13 protein-coding genes and 1 pseudogene are annotated in these 15,371 nt (G+C 38.7%); 8 read left to right on the plus strand and 6 right to left on the minus strand.

What is annotated here, in order from left to right; genetic code table 11:
- Nucleotides 1–184 precede the first annotated feature (184 nt).
- Entirely contained in the window at nucleotides 185–787 is a 603-nt protein-coding gene (locus FC85_RS00710) for a replication protein B (protein ID WP_057863657.1), read from the plus strand.
- A 212-nt stretch (nucleotides 788–999) separates the two neighbouring features.
- On the plus strand, nucleotides 1,000–1,569 hold the full coding sequence (locus tag FC85_RS00715; RefSeq protein WP_057863658.1) for a helix-turn-helix domain-containing protein: 570 nt from the start codon (nucleotides 1,000–1,002) through the stop codon (nucleotides 1,567–1,569).
- Nucleotides 1,570–1,776: 207 nt separating this feature from the next.
- Here FC85_RS00715 and FC85_RS00720 read toward each other — a convergent pair whose 3' ends face one another.
- From FC85_RS00720 to thrC, 3 genes are read right to left on the minus strand one after another with little or no spacing between them, the layout of a single operon-like run.
- Nucleotides 1,777–2,211 (minus strand): ACT domain-containing protein, encoded by a 435-nt coding sequence (locus tag FC85_RS00720; RefSeq protein WP_057863659.1) that lies wholly within the window; start codon nucleotides 2,209–2,211, stop codon nucleotides 1,777–1,779.
- On the minus strand, nucleotides 2,189–3,094 hold the full coding sequence (gene thrB / locus FC85_RS00725; RefSeq protein ID WP_057863660.1) for a homoserine kinase: 906 nt from the start codon (nucleotides 3,092–3,094) through the stop codon (nucleotides 2,189–2,191). Before thrB ends, FC85_RS00720 begins: the two co-directional genes overlap by 23 nt.
- On the minus strand, nucleotides 3,081–4,571 hold the full coding sequence (gene thrC / locus FC85_RS00730) for a threonine synthase (RefSeq protein WP_057863661.1): 1,491 nt from the start codon (nucleotides 4,569–4,571) through the stop codon (nucleotides 3,081–3,083). Before thrC ends, thrB begins: the two co-directional genes overlap by 14 nt.
- A 106-nt stretch (nucleotides 4,572–4,677) precedes the next feature.
- Between thrC and FC85_RS00735 the strand changes: the two genes are divergently transcribed.
- A complete protein-coding gene (locus FC85_RS00735) occupies nucleotides 4,678–5,859 on the plus strand; it encodes a homoserine dehydrogenase (protein ID WP_057863662.1) in 1,182 nt (393 codons plus the stop codon).
- Nucleotides 5,856–7,184 (plus strand): aspartate kinase, encoded by a 1,329-nt coding sequence (locus FC85_RS00740; protein WP_057863663.1) that lies wholly within the window; start codon nucleotides 5,856–5,858, stop codon nucleotides 7,182–7,184. Before FC85_RS00735 ends, FC85_RS00740 begins: the two co-directional genes overlap by 4 nt.
- A gap of 155 nt (nucleotides 7,185–7,339) precedes the next feature.
- On the opposite strand, the gene FC85_RS00745 is transcribed toward FC85_RS00740, so the two are convergent.
- Nucleotides 7,340–7,861 (minus strand): GNAT family N-acetyltransferase, encoded by a 522-nt coding sequence (locus FC85_RS00745; RefSeq protein WP_057863664.1) that lies wholly within the window; start codon nucleotides 7,859–7,861, stop codon nucleotides 7,340–7,342.
- Between the two features lie 121 nt (nucleotides 7,862–7,982).
- Between FC85_RS00745 and FC85_RS00750 the strand changes: the two genes are divergently transcribed.
- Nucleotides 7,983–8,633, plus strand: a complete 651-nt coding sequence (locus tag FC85_RS00750) for an aspartate/glutamate racemase family protein (RefSeq protein WP_057863665.1) — start codon at nucleotides 7,983–7,985, stop codon at nucleotides 8,631–8,633.
- A gap of 166 nt (nucleotides 8,634–8,799) precedes the next feature.
- Here the strand turns inward: FC85_RS00750 and FC85_RS00755 are convergent, their stop codons facing one another.
- Nucleotides 8,800–8,988 carry a hypothetical protein gene (locus FC85_RS00755; RefSeq protein ID WP_057863674.1) on the minus strand — a complete coding sequence of 63 codons (189 nt, stop codon included), beginning with the start codon at nucleotides 8,986–8,988 and terminating at the stop codon, nucleotides 8,800–8,802.
- Between the two features lie 255 nt (nucleotides 8,989–9,243).
- Between FC85_RS00755 and FC85_RS15935 the strand changes: the two genes are divergently transcribed.
- The 3 genes and pseudogenes from FC85_RS15935 (at nucleotide 9,244) to FC85_RS00770 (ending at nucleotide 14,601) form a co-directional block, all read left to right on the plus strand.
- On the plus strand, nucleotides 9,244–11,889 hold the full coding sequence (locus FC85_RS15935; RefSeq protein ID WP_057863666.1) for a DUF5776 domain-containing protein: 2,646 nt from the start codon (nucleotides 9,244–9,246) through the stop codon (nucleotides 11,887–11,889).
- Between the two features lie 517 nt (nucleotides 11,890–12,406).
- A complete protein-coding gene (locus FC85_RS00765) occupies nucleotides 12,407–13,411 on the plus strand; it encodes a ketopantoate reductase family protein (protein ID WP_057863667.1) in 1,005 nt (334 codons plus the stop codon).
- Nucleotides 13,408–14,601, plus strand: a pseudogene (locus tag FC85_RS00770) (aminotransferase-like domain-containing protein). Before FC85_RS00765 ends, FC85_RS00770 begins: the two are co-directional and overlap by 4 nt.
- A gap of 326 nt (nucleotides 14,602–14,927) precedes the next feature.
- On the opposite strand, the gene FC85_RS00775 reads toward FC85_RS00770, so the two are convergent.
- Entirely contained in the window at nucleotides 14,928–15,170 is a 243-nt protein-coding gene (locus tag FC85_RS00775; protein WP_057863668.1) for a hypothetical protein, read from the minus strand.
- Between the last annotated feature and the right edge of the window lie 201 nt (nucleotides 15,171–15,371).

Genomic DNA, 15,371 nt, shown 5'->3' on the forward strand with positions numbered 1-15,371 from the left:
TTTATATGAGATTGTCAACGAATGTTCTAATCTCAATTTAATTTTGCACAAAGGTTTGTTATAATGTTATCAGAAAACTTCTACAATTTTATTTGCTCATATTTAAATTAATCACTATAATGAATAATGTGTGAGCGCAAACGAGTTGTTTGCGAACTGAATAATATATATTGGGGGCGACATTATGGCGTTAACGATTAAAGAGTTAGCAGATCAATTAGCGGTTTCCAAAACTGCAATCAGAAAACATATGGACGACAAATTTCGGAGTACATATACGATCAAGCAGGGAAACAAGATTTTGATTAAAGATGAGGGTGCAGAAATCCTCAGAGGTCAATTTAAGGAAACAGAAGGTAGTTCTGAGAACACAACAGAAACGGCCCAGAAACCTTCTGCTGTAATTACTAACCGGCAACAGGAAAAGACCAATCATAGTGCAACAGATTTGTTAGCTGAACAGTTGAATGAACAGCGCAAACAAATTGAAGAGAAAGACAAACAAATTCGCGAATTACATCAATTACTTGATCAATCACAGCGTTTGCAATTAGATGTTCAAAATAAGTTAAAGCAGCTCCAGAATAAGACCGGCAATTCCGCTGAAACTAAGGCAATTGAAGGCAATGTAGAAAGTACCACCCAATCTAAGAATTCTACTACAGATAAGCCTGCTAGTGACAACATTCCAGATAGCTATCAACCACAGTCAACAACTGACGGAGTTTCATCTGCCTATCAATCAGCACCTAAGCGTAAAAAGCATTGGTGGCAATTTGGGCGGTAATAGTCAGTTAACCCCAGCAATTATTAACATAGAAAACCACAATCTAATGTTGGATTGTGGTTTTTTTATATCAAAAAGTTCTGATAAGGTCGGTGTTAAAGTCCGTGAAATTGATGATGCAAAGATAAATTGCTTGTCAAAATAATCTACGCAACCGATAATTGCTTTAATACATGGGGTGGCACAAGTATAGTCAATTTGAGAGGTGAATCATGTTAGCTGATATTTTAAAACAAAAGCGAAAACAACTGGGATTAACTCAAACTGTCATTGCTCAAAAATTAAATGTCCAGCGGCAAACAGTTTCCAATTGGGAAAATGACAAAAGCTACCCGGATATTCCAACCCTTGTCAGAATTAGTAAGCTTTATGATTTATCACTCGACTATATGTTAAAGGGTGATGAGCAGTATATGAAGCAAGTTAAGAAGGATTATCGATTAATCAATAAGCGGAAAAAAGATGTTTGGCTGGATCGTTTGCTAATTGTTGGACTGACTGTAGGGCTGGCTCCCCTTCTATGGTTACCGTTTGTAAAATCTGATGAACAGTCTAAGTGGATTGGTGTTTTTATGATGGTATGTGTGACCGCGATGTTTCCGTTAAGCTATTTGAAGCTAAAGTCGTTTTATCATGGTGATTCGAAAAACTTGTTTGTTCCTAAATCTTCTGGAGTTGGTTTAACAATCAATCCCAATCATCCACTTGGGAAATTAGTATGGATCATATTAACCTTAATTATGGTTTACATGATCATCCAGATGATTATTACTCCTGATTGAAGTGACAGGTCACATATTATTACGATAAAAGCTACATCAGAAGAGTGAGGCAAAAATCCCTAGCTTCCAGAGTGTCGGGTACGATTTTTTCCTCATGTTTTTTGCTCGGTAATAATCGTGATTGCACAAAACGGGACTGGACAAAAGTGATTTTGTCCAGTCCCGTTTGTAATTAATTATGAAATTATTGGGTAATGCTATTCGTCGTTATTCAATGGATACCAGCTGAACATTACTGGTACCTTGAACTTGTTGGAGATGATTTAAAAGGTCATCTACTGTTCCGGTTAAATGACTTAGATCCAATGAAATCACGATGCTCGCGATGTTATGAATGGGAATGTTCTGGTTGATTGTTAAAACGCTGGCACTAGAATCGGAAATTGCCATCAAAACTCGGGATAGAATACCACGCTGATTCTCCAACATTAATGAAATGACAGCCTTTCGATCCATCATATTTTCTTCAGGCAAAAAGACTAAATCTTTATATTTATAATAGGTTCCTCGGCTGATACCAACTACTTTAACCGCTTCGCTAACTTGTTTAACTTTACCGCTTTCTAAGAGCTGTCGAGCCTGAATTACTTTATCAAAAGACTCTGGTAAAATCGAACTATCAACGATGTAGTACTTTTCCACGTTCAATTACCTCACTTGTTACGCCATTTGAATCAACTGCCATTTTACGAATTTTCCAGCCAGGAAAGGCAGCTTTTGCATTTGTGACGATTTCGTTAGCTGCAGCTTCATCATTTGTAATAGCCATCATTGTTGAGCCACTGCCACTAATGTACATTGTACCCCCTAATTGCTCACAAATATTTTTTGCTTGGCTATAATCGGGGATTAATTTTGCTCGGTAGGGTTCATGCATGCGGTCATCACAGGCCTCGTGAATCATATGAATGTCACCAATTTCGAGTGCCTTGGTCATTGCTGCACAATGGCTCACTTGATGAATAGCGTCAGCGTAACTTAGCGTTTTAGGCAAGACCTTTCTCGCCTCGTGAGTGCTGACCTGATAATCAGGAATGAGTGCAACAAAATGCAAGTTTTCATTAACGTTATATTTAATGACTTGGGGCTGATTGCGTTCATCTAAAAAAGAAACGCATAAGCTTCCAAGAATTGCTGGTGTAACGTTGTCAGGATGGCCTTCCATTTCAGTTGCCAGGACAAGTAATTGATCGACCGAAAGTTGGTTGTCAAACCAAACGCTGGCGGCCTTTAGTCCGGCAACAACGCAAACTGATGAGCTACCAAGTCCACGGGCTACCGGAACATCACCATTGATTGTAATCTTAACGTTTGGGACCGGTTTATCGAGGAAGTTGCAGCCCTTAACAAATGCTTGGTAGACGAGGTTATTCTCATTGCGGAATTCCTCCGGACAACCCGTGATCTCTAAGTGGGTTGAACTTTCCTCGAAGCTAACCGTTGAATAATAGGATACGGCCAAGCCAAGGCAGTCAAAACCAACGCCGACGTTTGCACTTGTTGCTGGAACTTTAATCTTTATCATAAAATACCTCCTCAACCTTTTGGCGGACATAGTCTTTCATTTCACTTTTTTCAATAACGCTTTCGTGCTTAATTGGTAATTCCCAAACTTTTCTCAAGTTCTCCGGAATTGGTGCATGAGTTTCGGCTGCCAAATCCCTCATTACCTGTAGAACATCATTAGCAGTTTTAGGTAAGACTGCATCAGAAACTGCGTTAACAAATTTATATGGACTGGCAGTGCTGAGTAAGATCATTGGCGTTTGTTTGTCGCTCTTTTGATAATCACGCATTACTTTATATCCGGCAGCTGTGTGTGGATCCATTAAATAACCGTTTTCGTTATAAACAGTTGCAATGGAATTCTCAATTTCCTGATCAGTACTATAACCACAATAAAAATCTTTTTGAATATTATCGAGAATCTCTTTGGAAACCTGATATTTACCGCTATCTTCCAAATCATCCATTAGTTGTTTAACGTATTCGGTATCTTCGCCACTCTTGTAATAAAGAAGCCGCTCAAAGTTACTGGAAACTTGGATGTCCATACTTGGTGCAACTGTTTGGTAAAATGGCCGATTCCGATCATAAACACCATGCTCGAAGAAGTTGGCTAAGACATTGTTTTCATTGCAGGCAACCACAAACTTCTTAACGGGCAAACCAAGGAGTTTTGCATAATAGCCAGCCAGGACATCACCAAAGTTACCGGTTGGAACAGTGAAGTTAACCTGGTCACCGGCTTTTATTGACCCGGCATTAACAAGTTGTTTGTAAGAGTCAAAGTAGTAAACGACTTGAGGAATCAATCGACCGATATTAATTGAGTTGGCGCTTGATAGGCTGACCTCGTTGCCAAGCTGCTGTTTTAAGGATTGATCATTAAAAAGTCGTTTAACATTGGTTTGAGCATCATCAAAGTTTCCTTTGATTGCAGCCACTTTGGTATTGTTACCGCCGGTTGTAACCATTTGTAGTTTCTGAACTTTGCTGACACCACCATTAGGATAGAAAACGATGATACCCATATTATGAAGATCTTTAAAACCCTCAAGAGCAGCTTTTCCGGTGTCTCCACTTGTAGCAGTTAGGATCATAACTTTATTGTTTTCAGTTAAAACATGTTTCATTAATTGTGGAAGCAATTGTAAACCAACGTCTTTGAAAGCGCTGGTTGGGCCATGAAAGAGTTCCAAAACATGAAAGTTGTCTACGTTGACAACTGGGGTGATCTTTTCGGAGTCAAAGCTTGAATGGTAAGCATTGGCAACACTTTCGCTAATTTCGGCAGCCGAAAAGTCTGGCAGTAATTTTGTAAGAACCGCCCTGGCAATGTCTTGATAATCCAAAGTTATTAATTTATCAAGATCAACTTGAGTGTTACCGAGATTTGGGTAAACAAATAATCCCTTATCGTCAGCAAATCCCTTTTTAATTGCATCCTTAGCCGATATTTTTACTGAGTTATTTCTAGTGCTGGTATAAAATTTATTCATTGACTTTAACTCCTTGCATTTCTGTGATTATTATGATAATCTGTTTTCAGTTAAAAAACAAGTGTTTATTATCAATGAACAAAATAAAAAATTGGAGGTTTGAGCAGTGAACATTGCAATATTAGGGTTTGGCACGGTCGGGACTGGCGTTTATAAAATTATTGAGAAGGCAAAGCGACAAACCCAAAACCTCCATGTAAAACATATTTTAATAAGGAAAAATAAAAAGCCGGATTTACCGGAGATGACGGATGATATTGATGAGATTCTTAACGACAAAGACTTAGATGTCGTCGTTGAAGTGTTGGGTGGGATTGAGCCGGCGCATCAATACATACTTGCTGCGTTGAAGCATAAAAAGCACGTCATTACTGCTAATAAAGCGGTCATTGCTCGTTATATGGACGAATTTACGAAAATTGCTGCTGATAATGGCGTCAAGTTTTACTTCGAGTCTAGTGTCGGTGGCGGCATTCCTTGGATTCAAGGGTTAGAGCGGGCACTTAGAGTTGATGATGTTAACAAGATTCAAGGAATTTTTAATGGGACAAGTAATTTTATTCTTGATCAAATGAAGAAGACGGGCAAGTCATTCAATGATGTTTTGCTTCAAGCTCAACAACTTGGTTATGCTGAAGCCGATCCAAGTGCCGATATCGATGGATTGGACGTTGCTAATAAGTTGTGTATCAGTGTTGATATTGCCTATGATATTTTTGTGAAACCGACCGACGAGTTGCCAATCTTCGGCATTCGTAATATTACCGGTGATGATATTGCCTATTTTAATCAAAAAGGGCTTACCGTTAAGTTAATGGGGAAGAGTCATCAACGAGGCAATGAATTTGATTACGTGGTTGAGCCGACGCTTTATCATGGTGATACTTTGGAAGCTAATACGACCGATAACTATAATTTAATTTCACTTCATGGTGAAACAATTGGTAATTTAAAGTTTATGGGGCAGGGCGCTGGACAATTGCCAACTGCTAATGCGGTCATCCAAGATATTTTAGATATTTTCCAACATAAAGAGCATTTAAAACGCGAATTTATGAGCAACTTGAAATATCGGTCAGATTTGACCCGGAGCAATTACATTGTTCGTTCAGAAATTGATTGTTCCAAAATGTTTGCCAAATTTGATCCTTGTGTCCGCGGTGATTACCTTGTCATTCACCAAATTCCAATTGGTGAGATGCATCGGTTAATGAGACAAGTACTTAAGCAAGATGGAACAGCCTTTATGGCGAGTTTACCAGATAGAAAAGGAGGTGCAGCTCAATGAAAGTAGCCAAGTTTGGTGGCAGTTCAGTTGCAAATGCCGGTCAGTTTAAAAAGGTTCAGGCAATTGTTAAGGCTAACGATGATCGTCGAGTCGTTGTTGTTAGTGCGGCTGGGAAAAGCGATGACGAGCCAATTAAGGTAACAGATCTATTAATTGAAATTGAAAGATTAAGGGATGCTCATGAAAATTATCAGCCAATCTTTGATCATGTTGCAAAACGATTTGTTGAAATTCGTGATGAACTTGGTTTAACGGTTGAAATTGAAGATGATCTTCGAAAGATTAGCGATCGAATTCATAATTGCAGCCACGATTACTTAGTGTCACGTGGTGAATACTTGACTGCGAAATTAATGGCTGATTTCTTAGGCTTTCAGTTTGTGGATGCTGCCCGATTTATGATTTTTAATGGCGATCAAATTGATTATAAAGCTTCAATTCAACGTCTGAATAAGATCATTTCTACTGGTTATCAAATTGTGGTTCCCGGTTTTTATGGTGTTGATAAAAATGGTGAAATTCGTATTATGCCCCGTGGTGGCGGTGATATTTCCGGTTCAATTATGGCTAATCTGGTTGATGCTGATCTATATGAAAACTGGACCGATGTTTCTGGGATTAAGATGGCAGATCCACGAATTATTAATAATTCGCGAAAGATTAACGAATTAACTTATGAAGAGTTGCAAGAACTTTCATATATGGGAATTAGTGTTTTTCAAGAGGAAGCCATTCAGCCAGTCAAAGAAAAACAAATTCCAATTGCAATTTTGAATACCAATCATCCGGAAGAGGATGGCACGTTAGTGGTTGATTCAGTTAATAGCGATCCCAATCAATTAGTTACGGGAATTGCTGGTAAAAAGGATTATGTTGTCATTTCAGTTAGTAAATACCAATTAAATAAACGGTTGGATATTATGGCAAAAATCTTTTCAGTGATTCAAAAGTTTGGTGTTTCTTTTGACTATGTTCCCTCTGGAACGGATTCATTTAGTTTTCTAGCTCGTCGAACAGATGTTGCTGATAAACTCGATGTTATTATCAATGCGCTGGAAAATGATTGTGATTTGGATAGTGTCAAACTGGAGAAAAACATTGCGCTGGTTGCCGCCGTTTCTTACCAACTTAGTAAACGGCCGGCCATTGCGGGAAGAATTTTGGATCTTTTGGATGACAGCCAAATTAAAATTCATTTGGTAATTCAAGAAGGCAGTGATATTAAAGTCGTATTTGGTGTATCAAATGAAGACTACGAACGGACAATTGCTAAGATATATCGGGATGTTAATTTAAAGGCAAAAAAGTTGAAGATGGTCATCTAGATGAAATGATCGATGGTTAATTCTTGATGGTTTAATTTAATTATTTTCAAAAAATAAAGGGTGTCATGTAAGCTTTTCAAAATGAAAGTTTACATGACACCTTTTTGGCTTACCTGCAGATTAAGATAATGTGGCTAGATAATTCTCAGTTGTAATTAATCAAACGCGCTTAAATATTTTACTGTTCCATGAATGCCTTTTAAGCCATCTTTTACCAGTGGCTTAATCATGTAAGTTTCATCAGGAACTGGAAAGGGTGGCTTAATATTAAATTGACTAGCCCTTTGGTAACCAAACCGTGGATAATAGTCCGGCCATCCTAAAACGGAAATAAACCGATAACCTTGTCTAACAGCTCGATTGTCTAGTTCGTTAATGATTGCGCCGCCAATTCCCGATTTTTGATTTACGGGAGCCACTGCCAATGGTGCTAAGCATAATCCCAGTGCTGATGATGTTTTGTTTTCAATCTGAATTTCACTTAAGAGGCCATAACCAATAATGCGGTTGTGATTATCGGCGACGACCTCGAATGTTTTGCGGTAAGTGGGATCTTGGCGAATCTTATCGACTAGTTCTGATTCGCCACGATAGCCATTTGATGTTTTTGAAAAGGCAATTCTAATTAGATCGGAAACGGCTGAATAGTCTTCTTTGCGAACCGTTCTTATTATCATTTGAATTCCTCCAATTCTCTCGTATCAATTAATTATCTACCATAACATACTATAACATCAATATGAACGGCTGGAAAACGTGCTATGATGTGATTTAAATCATTATTTGGAGGCAACTAAAATGGTTAGGATTGGTTTAGTTGGTGGCATGGGACCCGAATCGACGCTTGATTATTATCGTCAATTAACAAGTAAGTATCAGAAACGACACCCACAATCATATCCTGAAATTGTGATTGACAGTTTGGATGTTTATCAGATATTAAAACTTGAAGAGAAAGGTCAAACGGAAACTTTAATTCAGAAACTATTAACTAGCATCAAGAACCTACAGGCATCAGGTGCGGATGTTGCTGCATTGACGGCCAACACACCACACATGGTTTTTGATGAATTGCAGACTTTGTCGCCGATCCCTTTAATTAGTATCGTCGATGTGACTGCTGATGCAATTAAGCACAATCAACAATCAAAGGTTGGACTACTTGGGACCAAAATGACAATGAAGGAACCCTTTTACAAAAATAAACTTGCAGAAAACCGCATTCAAGTGGTCGTTCCAAGTGACGAGCAGATTAATCATATCCACGCCATCATTTCTTCTGAATTGGAATTAGGCGTTGTTAAGCAAAGTAGCAACGTGTATCTCTTGAAAACTATTGCGCAACTGAAAGATTACGATCATATTCAGGGAGTTATTTTAGGATGTACAGAATTACCACTGGCATTGTCTGCGAGTGATGTCAGTATTTCTTTGTACGATATGGTTTAAATTCATGTGGATGCGTTACTTACAGTTCTGGAGCAAGGATCGTTGTCGGCTATAGCATTATTTAAAAAAATCTTGATGTGGTATTAAATTTAATCGTGCCACATCGAATTGAAAAAACTTGAGATATACGTGGAATTAAACCTTCTTCCAGGATGGTCTCAAGTTTTTATTTACTCTTTTTTGTTTTGTCATGTTGATTTATTAAATTAGATGCTAGCCATCCTGCTATCATCATGATTAATCCGATAGCTAAAGAAATTAACGCAGCCTTATTATTACCTATAACCAATAGAATCAGTGCACCAATACAAAATAGTAACGAAGCTGCACTTATTATTCCAATGACTAATCGCATTTTGATCACCTCAGAAAACCCTCTTTGTCACTAAGTATACCTGTCATATTGCGTAATAAACAAATTTAATGAACTGAAATAATAATTCGTCTGTTTGGCACTGAATTCCTGTGATCAAGCCGTCAATTTTGATCTTGTTTTCTTATAATAAAGGGTTTTGATAATTCGAGTGTAATCGCTTTCTGTAATCCGATAAACACGTTATACTTCTAGTGGAAAATAGTTTCCCGGGTTAATTGTAAGGAGGAAACCATCATGAAGGCGGAAAATAATCGTAGTCGTCAAACGAGGCCATCGAATTTTAAAAGAGGGTTCATGTACGCAACTGTGGCGCTCTCGATGTTAATGACTGGAACAATTGCCGTATCTCCGGTATCAGCCGCAGATCAGCAGTCGGCCCAGACAGCCGCAAGTACTGCAGCGAACCAAGCAAGCCAATTAGCAGTTCCTAATTTGACGAATGAGGTAAAGGCAACCAACAAATTTAACATTACTAAAGAACGTCCGCTTCAGTACACTTATATTCATAAACCCTTTGAGGACTTGCAAGGTGCCAAGGCTTGGAAAGGTGCGGAATACGCTGCCAATATTCCAATGGATGCTAAGGGATTGGATCCAACAACTAAGAAGAACTATATTGATGAATGGATGCCGGATTATGGCACACAGATTTTTGTTTATCTGACAAATTACACGAAAGATTATAAAGACCTTACTACTTTTCGAGATAATTTTACTAAGAATGATTTAGCTAAAATGACTACCCTTAAAAGTGACAGTGATGCTCAGCTGACAACGGTTGGCGGTAAGCAGCAGGCAACGGTTTACTATCAGGCAATGATGTCGATGAGTACATTGGAAGGTTTGCAATATGCGACTAATCTGCAGAGTGTTTATTTGCATCCGAACATGACGGCTAGCGCCATCACATATGGTGAAGCCACTCAAAATGGTAATTTATGGGACATTAGTGCTTTAACAAAACTAAATAAATTAACAGATATTTCGGTTAACTATTTTTCGATTAGTGATGTTGCGGCGCTTGCCAACAAGCCTGATCTGGTTAAAATTGATTTGGCTTACAATCAGATATCCGATTTATCACCATTAGCTACTAATCAAAATCCGGCTCTGGATCTAACCAAAGGATTCAGTAATCAACATATTTTACTATCGCCGGTTACTTTCAGGACTGGGACAGCTTCATATACGACACCATCATTTATCATTAAAAATCTTGCCGCGAATAATCTGCCGATTCAAGTATATAATGCGAATAAAGAGGATTATGCCCGACTTTATCCAAGTACTTCAGATGGCGGCAATGTTGATTCTACGACGATTACTTGGTCGAACATGCTGCCCGATCGGCCAAATATGTATGGCGCGTTTTCAACGCTTTGGAAGGATTCGAGTTCGGATTATAATGGGTGGATTATGGTTCCTTACCAAATTAAAGATGGCATTGGGAATGTTAATGTGAATTTTCAATTGTTGAGGAATGACAAAAGCCAGTTAACACTAGCCCCTTCTTCAGTTCTTTCAGGAACGGTAGGCACGTCGTTTAATATTCAAACTGATAATACTACCGACTATCAACTAAATCGTTTGGCCGGCCTCGGCTACAAAGTTTATGGTGTTTTCAACGGTACTGGCCAAGTTTCTGATTTTAATGAAAAAAATGGAAGGGCCGATAAGGTTGGGCAAACAGGAACCATTTCTGAGAATACTCAAAACTTAACGGTTGTTTTTGTTAAACAAAGCACGATTAAAGTTGACTATGGCTCACTGGATGAAAATGGTAAGTTTGTTCAATTTAAAAATGGCAGCGAACCTGTCAGTGATAGTAAACAGGGAGACTTTAATAATCCGTTAAAGGTTTCCGATACTACAAAGAACTTTCCGAATTACGAATTCGATGGCCTGGCTAGGATCGTGAATGGAAAAGTCGAAAAATTACCGGCAAACACAGATACAATTCCATTTACTGAAAGCGATCAAACCATCATCGCTCTTTACAAAAAACAGGTTAGCACAGGAGATGGTAACGGGGGATCAACGCCACAGGTAACGCCGCCAAGCTCTGCTGGTTCTGGGACAGTCACCGAACCACAAAAGCCGGGACAGGCGACAGAACCTAAAACGGATGGTTCAACTAATGATCCAGATAGAAAACCAGGTTCGCAAACCAACAATCAAGACTATGTTGCCAAGAAAAATGAAGTTATCTATTCAATCAAGAAGATTGGGTTATACCGGACTGAAAACTTTTCAAAAAATACGAGACAAGCTTGGTATGTTAAGAAGCCGCGTGTTTATCGGCCAATGTTTGTTGTAACTGGTTATACACGAACTGCTGATGGTAAATTGCGATATCGGGTTCGCGATGTTAATCATTTAACAAAGAATCGTCATAAAACTGGTTATATTACCGCCAGTTGGAAGTATGTCCGGCCGGTTTATTATCTTGGAAAACATGCAGCCATTACGGTTATCAACCCGCGTGGTGTTAATGGTTATACGAAGGCTAATCTGACTGGTAAAATCAGAAATTACAAGCAGGGGACGATCTTAAAAGTTAAAGGGATTGTCCGACACAATCTTACGACTCGCTATGTCCTCTCAAACGGTCAGTATGTCACTGGTAATCGAAAGTTAGTTAACATGGGACGTCATCATTATCCAAAATATGTAAAAGCTAAAACAGCGGTTAATCGATATCATAATGTCAATCTAACGAAACGTAATCAGCACTATAAGCAGAATTCCAAAAAAGTGTTTAAAGTTTACAACTTTGATTATTCACAGGCCAATAGTGTCACCAAACATGGCACGTTGCGTTACCGAATTGCTGGTGGTTACATTACCGGTAATGCTAAGTATATTCAAATTGTTCGTTAATATGGCTGTCAGCAGTTCAACCCAAAATGATGAACCTGCAAAAGTAATAAACTTCAAAAAATTTTTTTAATGAGTAATCGTTGATAAAATGGCATTTCAATGAGATCGAGCTAATGAAATTTTAAATTTGAGGTTGACATGTATCTAGGTCGTGGACTACACTTCATTCAACATTTTAAATATGACTAATTGATTTGGTCCGATGGATTAGGATAATAGCTTCACTAAGCGAGTGTCGGTTGGTGGGAAGGCATTGAAACTATTATTTGAAAGGTCGAACTCGACAAGTTCACTTTTCGAGGTGAAATGGTGGCACCCATTAATGTGCGGCGTATCGAGGAAAAAACGAGATCATTTTAAAATGACAGTTACTTTTCCTCCGTACGTGCTAAGGTGTTACTTGTGAGAGTAATTCAAATTAAGGTGGTACCGCGTTGAACTTAACGCCCTTTGGTTTTGATAACCAAAGGGCGTTTTTTAGTTGTATTTAATAAAAAATAAGAAGGAGTTGGGCATTATGAAATACGGTGTAATTGGTGCAGGAGCAATGGGAGTAAGGTACGGAGTAATGTTACAGGAGAACGCTGGCGTCGATGTTGATTTTATCGATACTTGGGAACCTAATGTTGAAAAGATTCGCAGCCAAGGCGGTGTTTCAGTTGCCCGCGATCATCAAAATCGTCGGATTGTCCCTGTTAATATTTTTTATCCAGAAGAATACAAAGGTCATCCGGATGTCTGGATTATTTTTAAAAAACAGATGCAGTTAGCTGAGGAAATGGAACGTGATAGTAAAGCTGGTATTTTCCATGAAGATCAATATGTCTTTTCTGCAATGAACGGAATGGGTCATTTTGAAAAGATCGCCAAGTATTTCCCAGAAAACCATATCATCTGTGGAACCGCAATGATTGCGACACGAATGGATGGTCCCGCTAATATTGACTTTATGGGAGCCCAAGGTGATGAAGTCATGCATATGGCACGCTACACAAATGAAAAACCAGATGCCACCACTCAAGCTATTTTTAATGATTTTAAGGAAGCCAAATTAGGACCAGTCTTTGCGGATGAATGGAAAGGCATGTGCATGTCAAAGGTTGTTTTCAATGCCGTGACCAATACACTTTGTACGATGTTTGAAATGCAGATGGGTCAATTTATTGAGTATAGTGGCGTTCGCGAAATGTCTCGGCAATTATTTGATGAAGCTTATGATGCTTGCGAGCGGGCTGGTATTTACTTAATTCCAACCCGTCAAGAGCAAGTTGATTCAGTCATCACCGTAAGTAAAGAATATAAATACCATTATCCATCAATGTATCAAGACTTCTCAAAAGGTCGTCCAACTGAAGTTGATTATATTAACGGGTACATTGCTAAAGTTGGTCGTGAACACGATTACGTTTGCCGAACTCATGAGTTCGTTGTTCATGAGGTTCATATGGCAGAAATGATGAGAAAATATCACAAACCACAAACTAATGTAGCTGATGCAAAAAAGGAAGGGGTTCGCGTATGACATACCAATATTCACAAAGAGTTCCCGAAAGTGATGAAGATCCGGTTGGCAATATTTTGAAAGTGGCGGGGAGTCCAAGTGTGATTTCCTTTGCAGGTGGATTACCAGCTCCGGAATTATTCCCAATTGCGGCTTTAAAAAAGGTAACCAATGAAGTCTTCGATCAAAGCGGCCGGCAAGCATTACAGTATAGTGCCGCCATTGGCCATCCTGGATTACGCCAACAGATCGTTAAGCGAATGGGACGTGAAGGGGTTGATACGCAGATTGAAAATGTGATGATTACTACCGGTTCACAATAATCAATTGACTTAGTTGCCAAGATGTTTGTCAATCCCGGTGATACCGTCATTGTTGAAAAACCAACCTACCTCTGTGCATTAGACGTTTTTCGTAGTTACGGTGCCCACATTGTCGGTGTTGAAATGGATGAAAACGGGATGAGGATGGACGCTTTGGAAAAGGCGGTTGCCGATAATCCAAATACTAAATTCATTTACACAATCCCTAATTTTCAGAACCCAACTGGTCGAACGATGACAGCTGATCGTCGTGAGAAAATGGTTGAGATTGCCGATAGAGCCGATATTATGATTATGGAGGATGACCCATATGGTGCGATTAGGTTTGCCGGGGATGATATCGAGCCGATCAAGTTTTATGATCGTAATGAACGTGTGATCTATCTCAGCACCTTCTCCAAAATTTTAGCACCAGGTTTGCGATTAGGATGGATTGTTGCCGAAAAGAATTTCATTAAAAAATGTACGTTGATGAAGCAATCGGCTGATGTTCATTCTGATAACTTAACGCAGCATATTGTTGCCAAATTTATGGAAGAATATGATATTAACGAACACATTAACAAGATTAAGAAGGTTTATCGGCAACGAGAACGGGTAATGATGACGGCCATTGAGACCTTCTTCCCAAAAGGGGTTAATTATAGTCATCCAGAAGGTGGATTGTTTATCTGGGTGGAGGTGCCGGGTGATATTGATACCAAAGAATTATTTGATACTTGCATTAAACACGATGTTGCTTTTGTACCAGGTGAGCCGTTTTACCCGGATAAAGTAATTCCAGGAACCTTTAGATTAAACTATTCCAATATGTCTGAAGATCAAATTAAAACCGGTATTAAACGTTTAGGAACTGCGATTAAAGAAACAATTGGCGTTCAAGTGTAAGCAAACTAACTAGTAAGGGTGGTGATTCCGGGCTTTAGCAAGAATGATTCGTTCATTAAGTTAATCGTCACATATTGTTGGTCTGGGACAGATCATCCGCAAGCAGTTAAGTCTGTTTGACACATATAAATAATGGTGAAAAAAGAAAATTAATGATAGAAATGAAATTAGAGAATTTTCAAAAGATTAACCAGTTTTCGAAGAATAAGCAGTTTAATTCGCGTATCCACTTTATTGGGATACGGAATTGAACTGCTTTTTAATTGTTTTATCATGATCAGAGGGATCAAAAATTACTTTAAAATATGTTTAATGCTTACTCCCAGTTACAGATTCTTTTGAGCATTTTCAAGTCTTCGTGCCTGGGATACGTTTCGGATACCATGGACTCGTTCGCGATTGTTACGGGTACGGATTGGAATCATAATGAGTTGTTGTCCTTTTAGGTGAAAAGTAACTCGGCGAACATTGTGAAGACCAAGTTCTGTCATCATTTTCGGAGTGAATTTAAAGCCAACTTTAGGGTGTTTCTTGGATCCAATCAGTTGAGTTTTGATAGATAAAGTCATTTTCGATTACCTGCTTTCTGGATATTCATGCGCTTTAAGAATATGATACTTAGGAATAAAAATTGGAGCAGTTTGGTAGTGAGGTTAATTTATTGAACTGGAGAGTAAAACAATGACAGAAAATGTAACGAGTTACTGGAATCAATTTGTCCCGCGTTTTCGCTCGGTAACAATCGTGTTTACACGAACAGAGGCTGGGAT

The sequence above is a fragment of the Lentilactobacillus diolivorans DSM 14421 genome, from assembly GCF_001434255.1.
GTDB classification, from domain to species: Bacteria; Bacillota; Bacilli; order Lactobacillales; family Lactobacillaceae; genus Lentilactobacillus; species Lentilactobacillus diolivorans.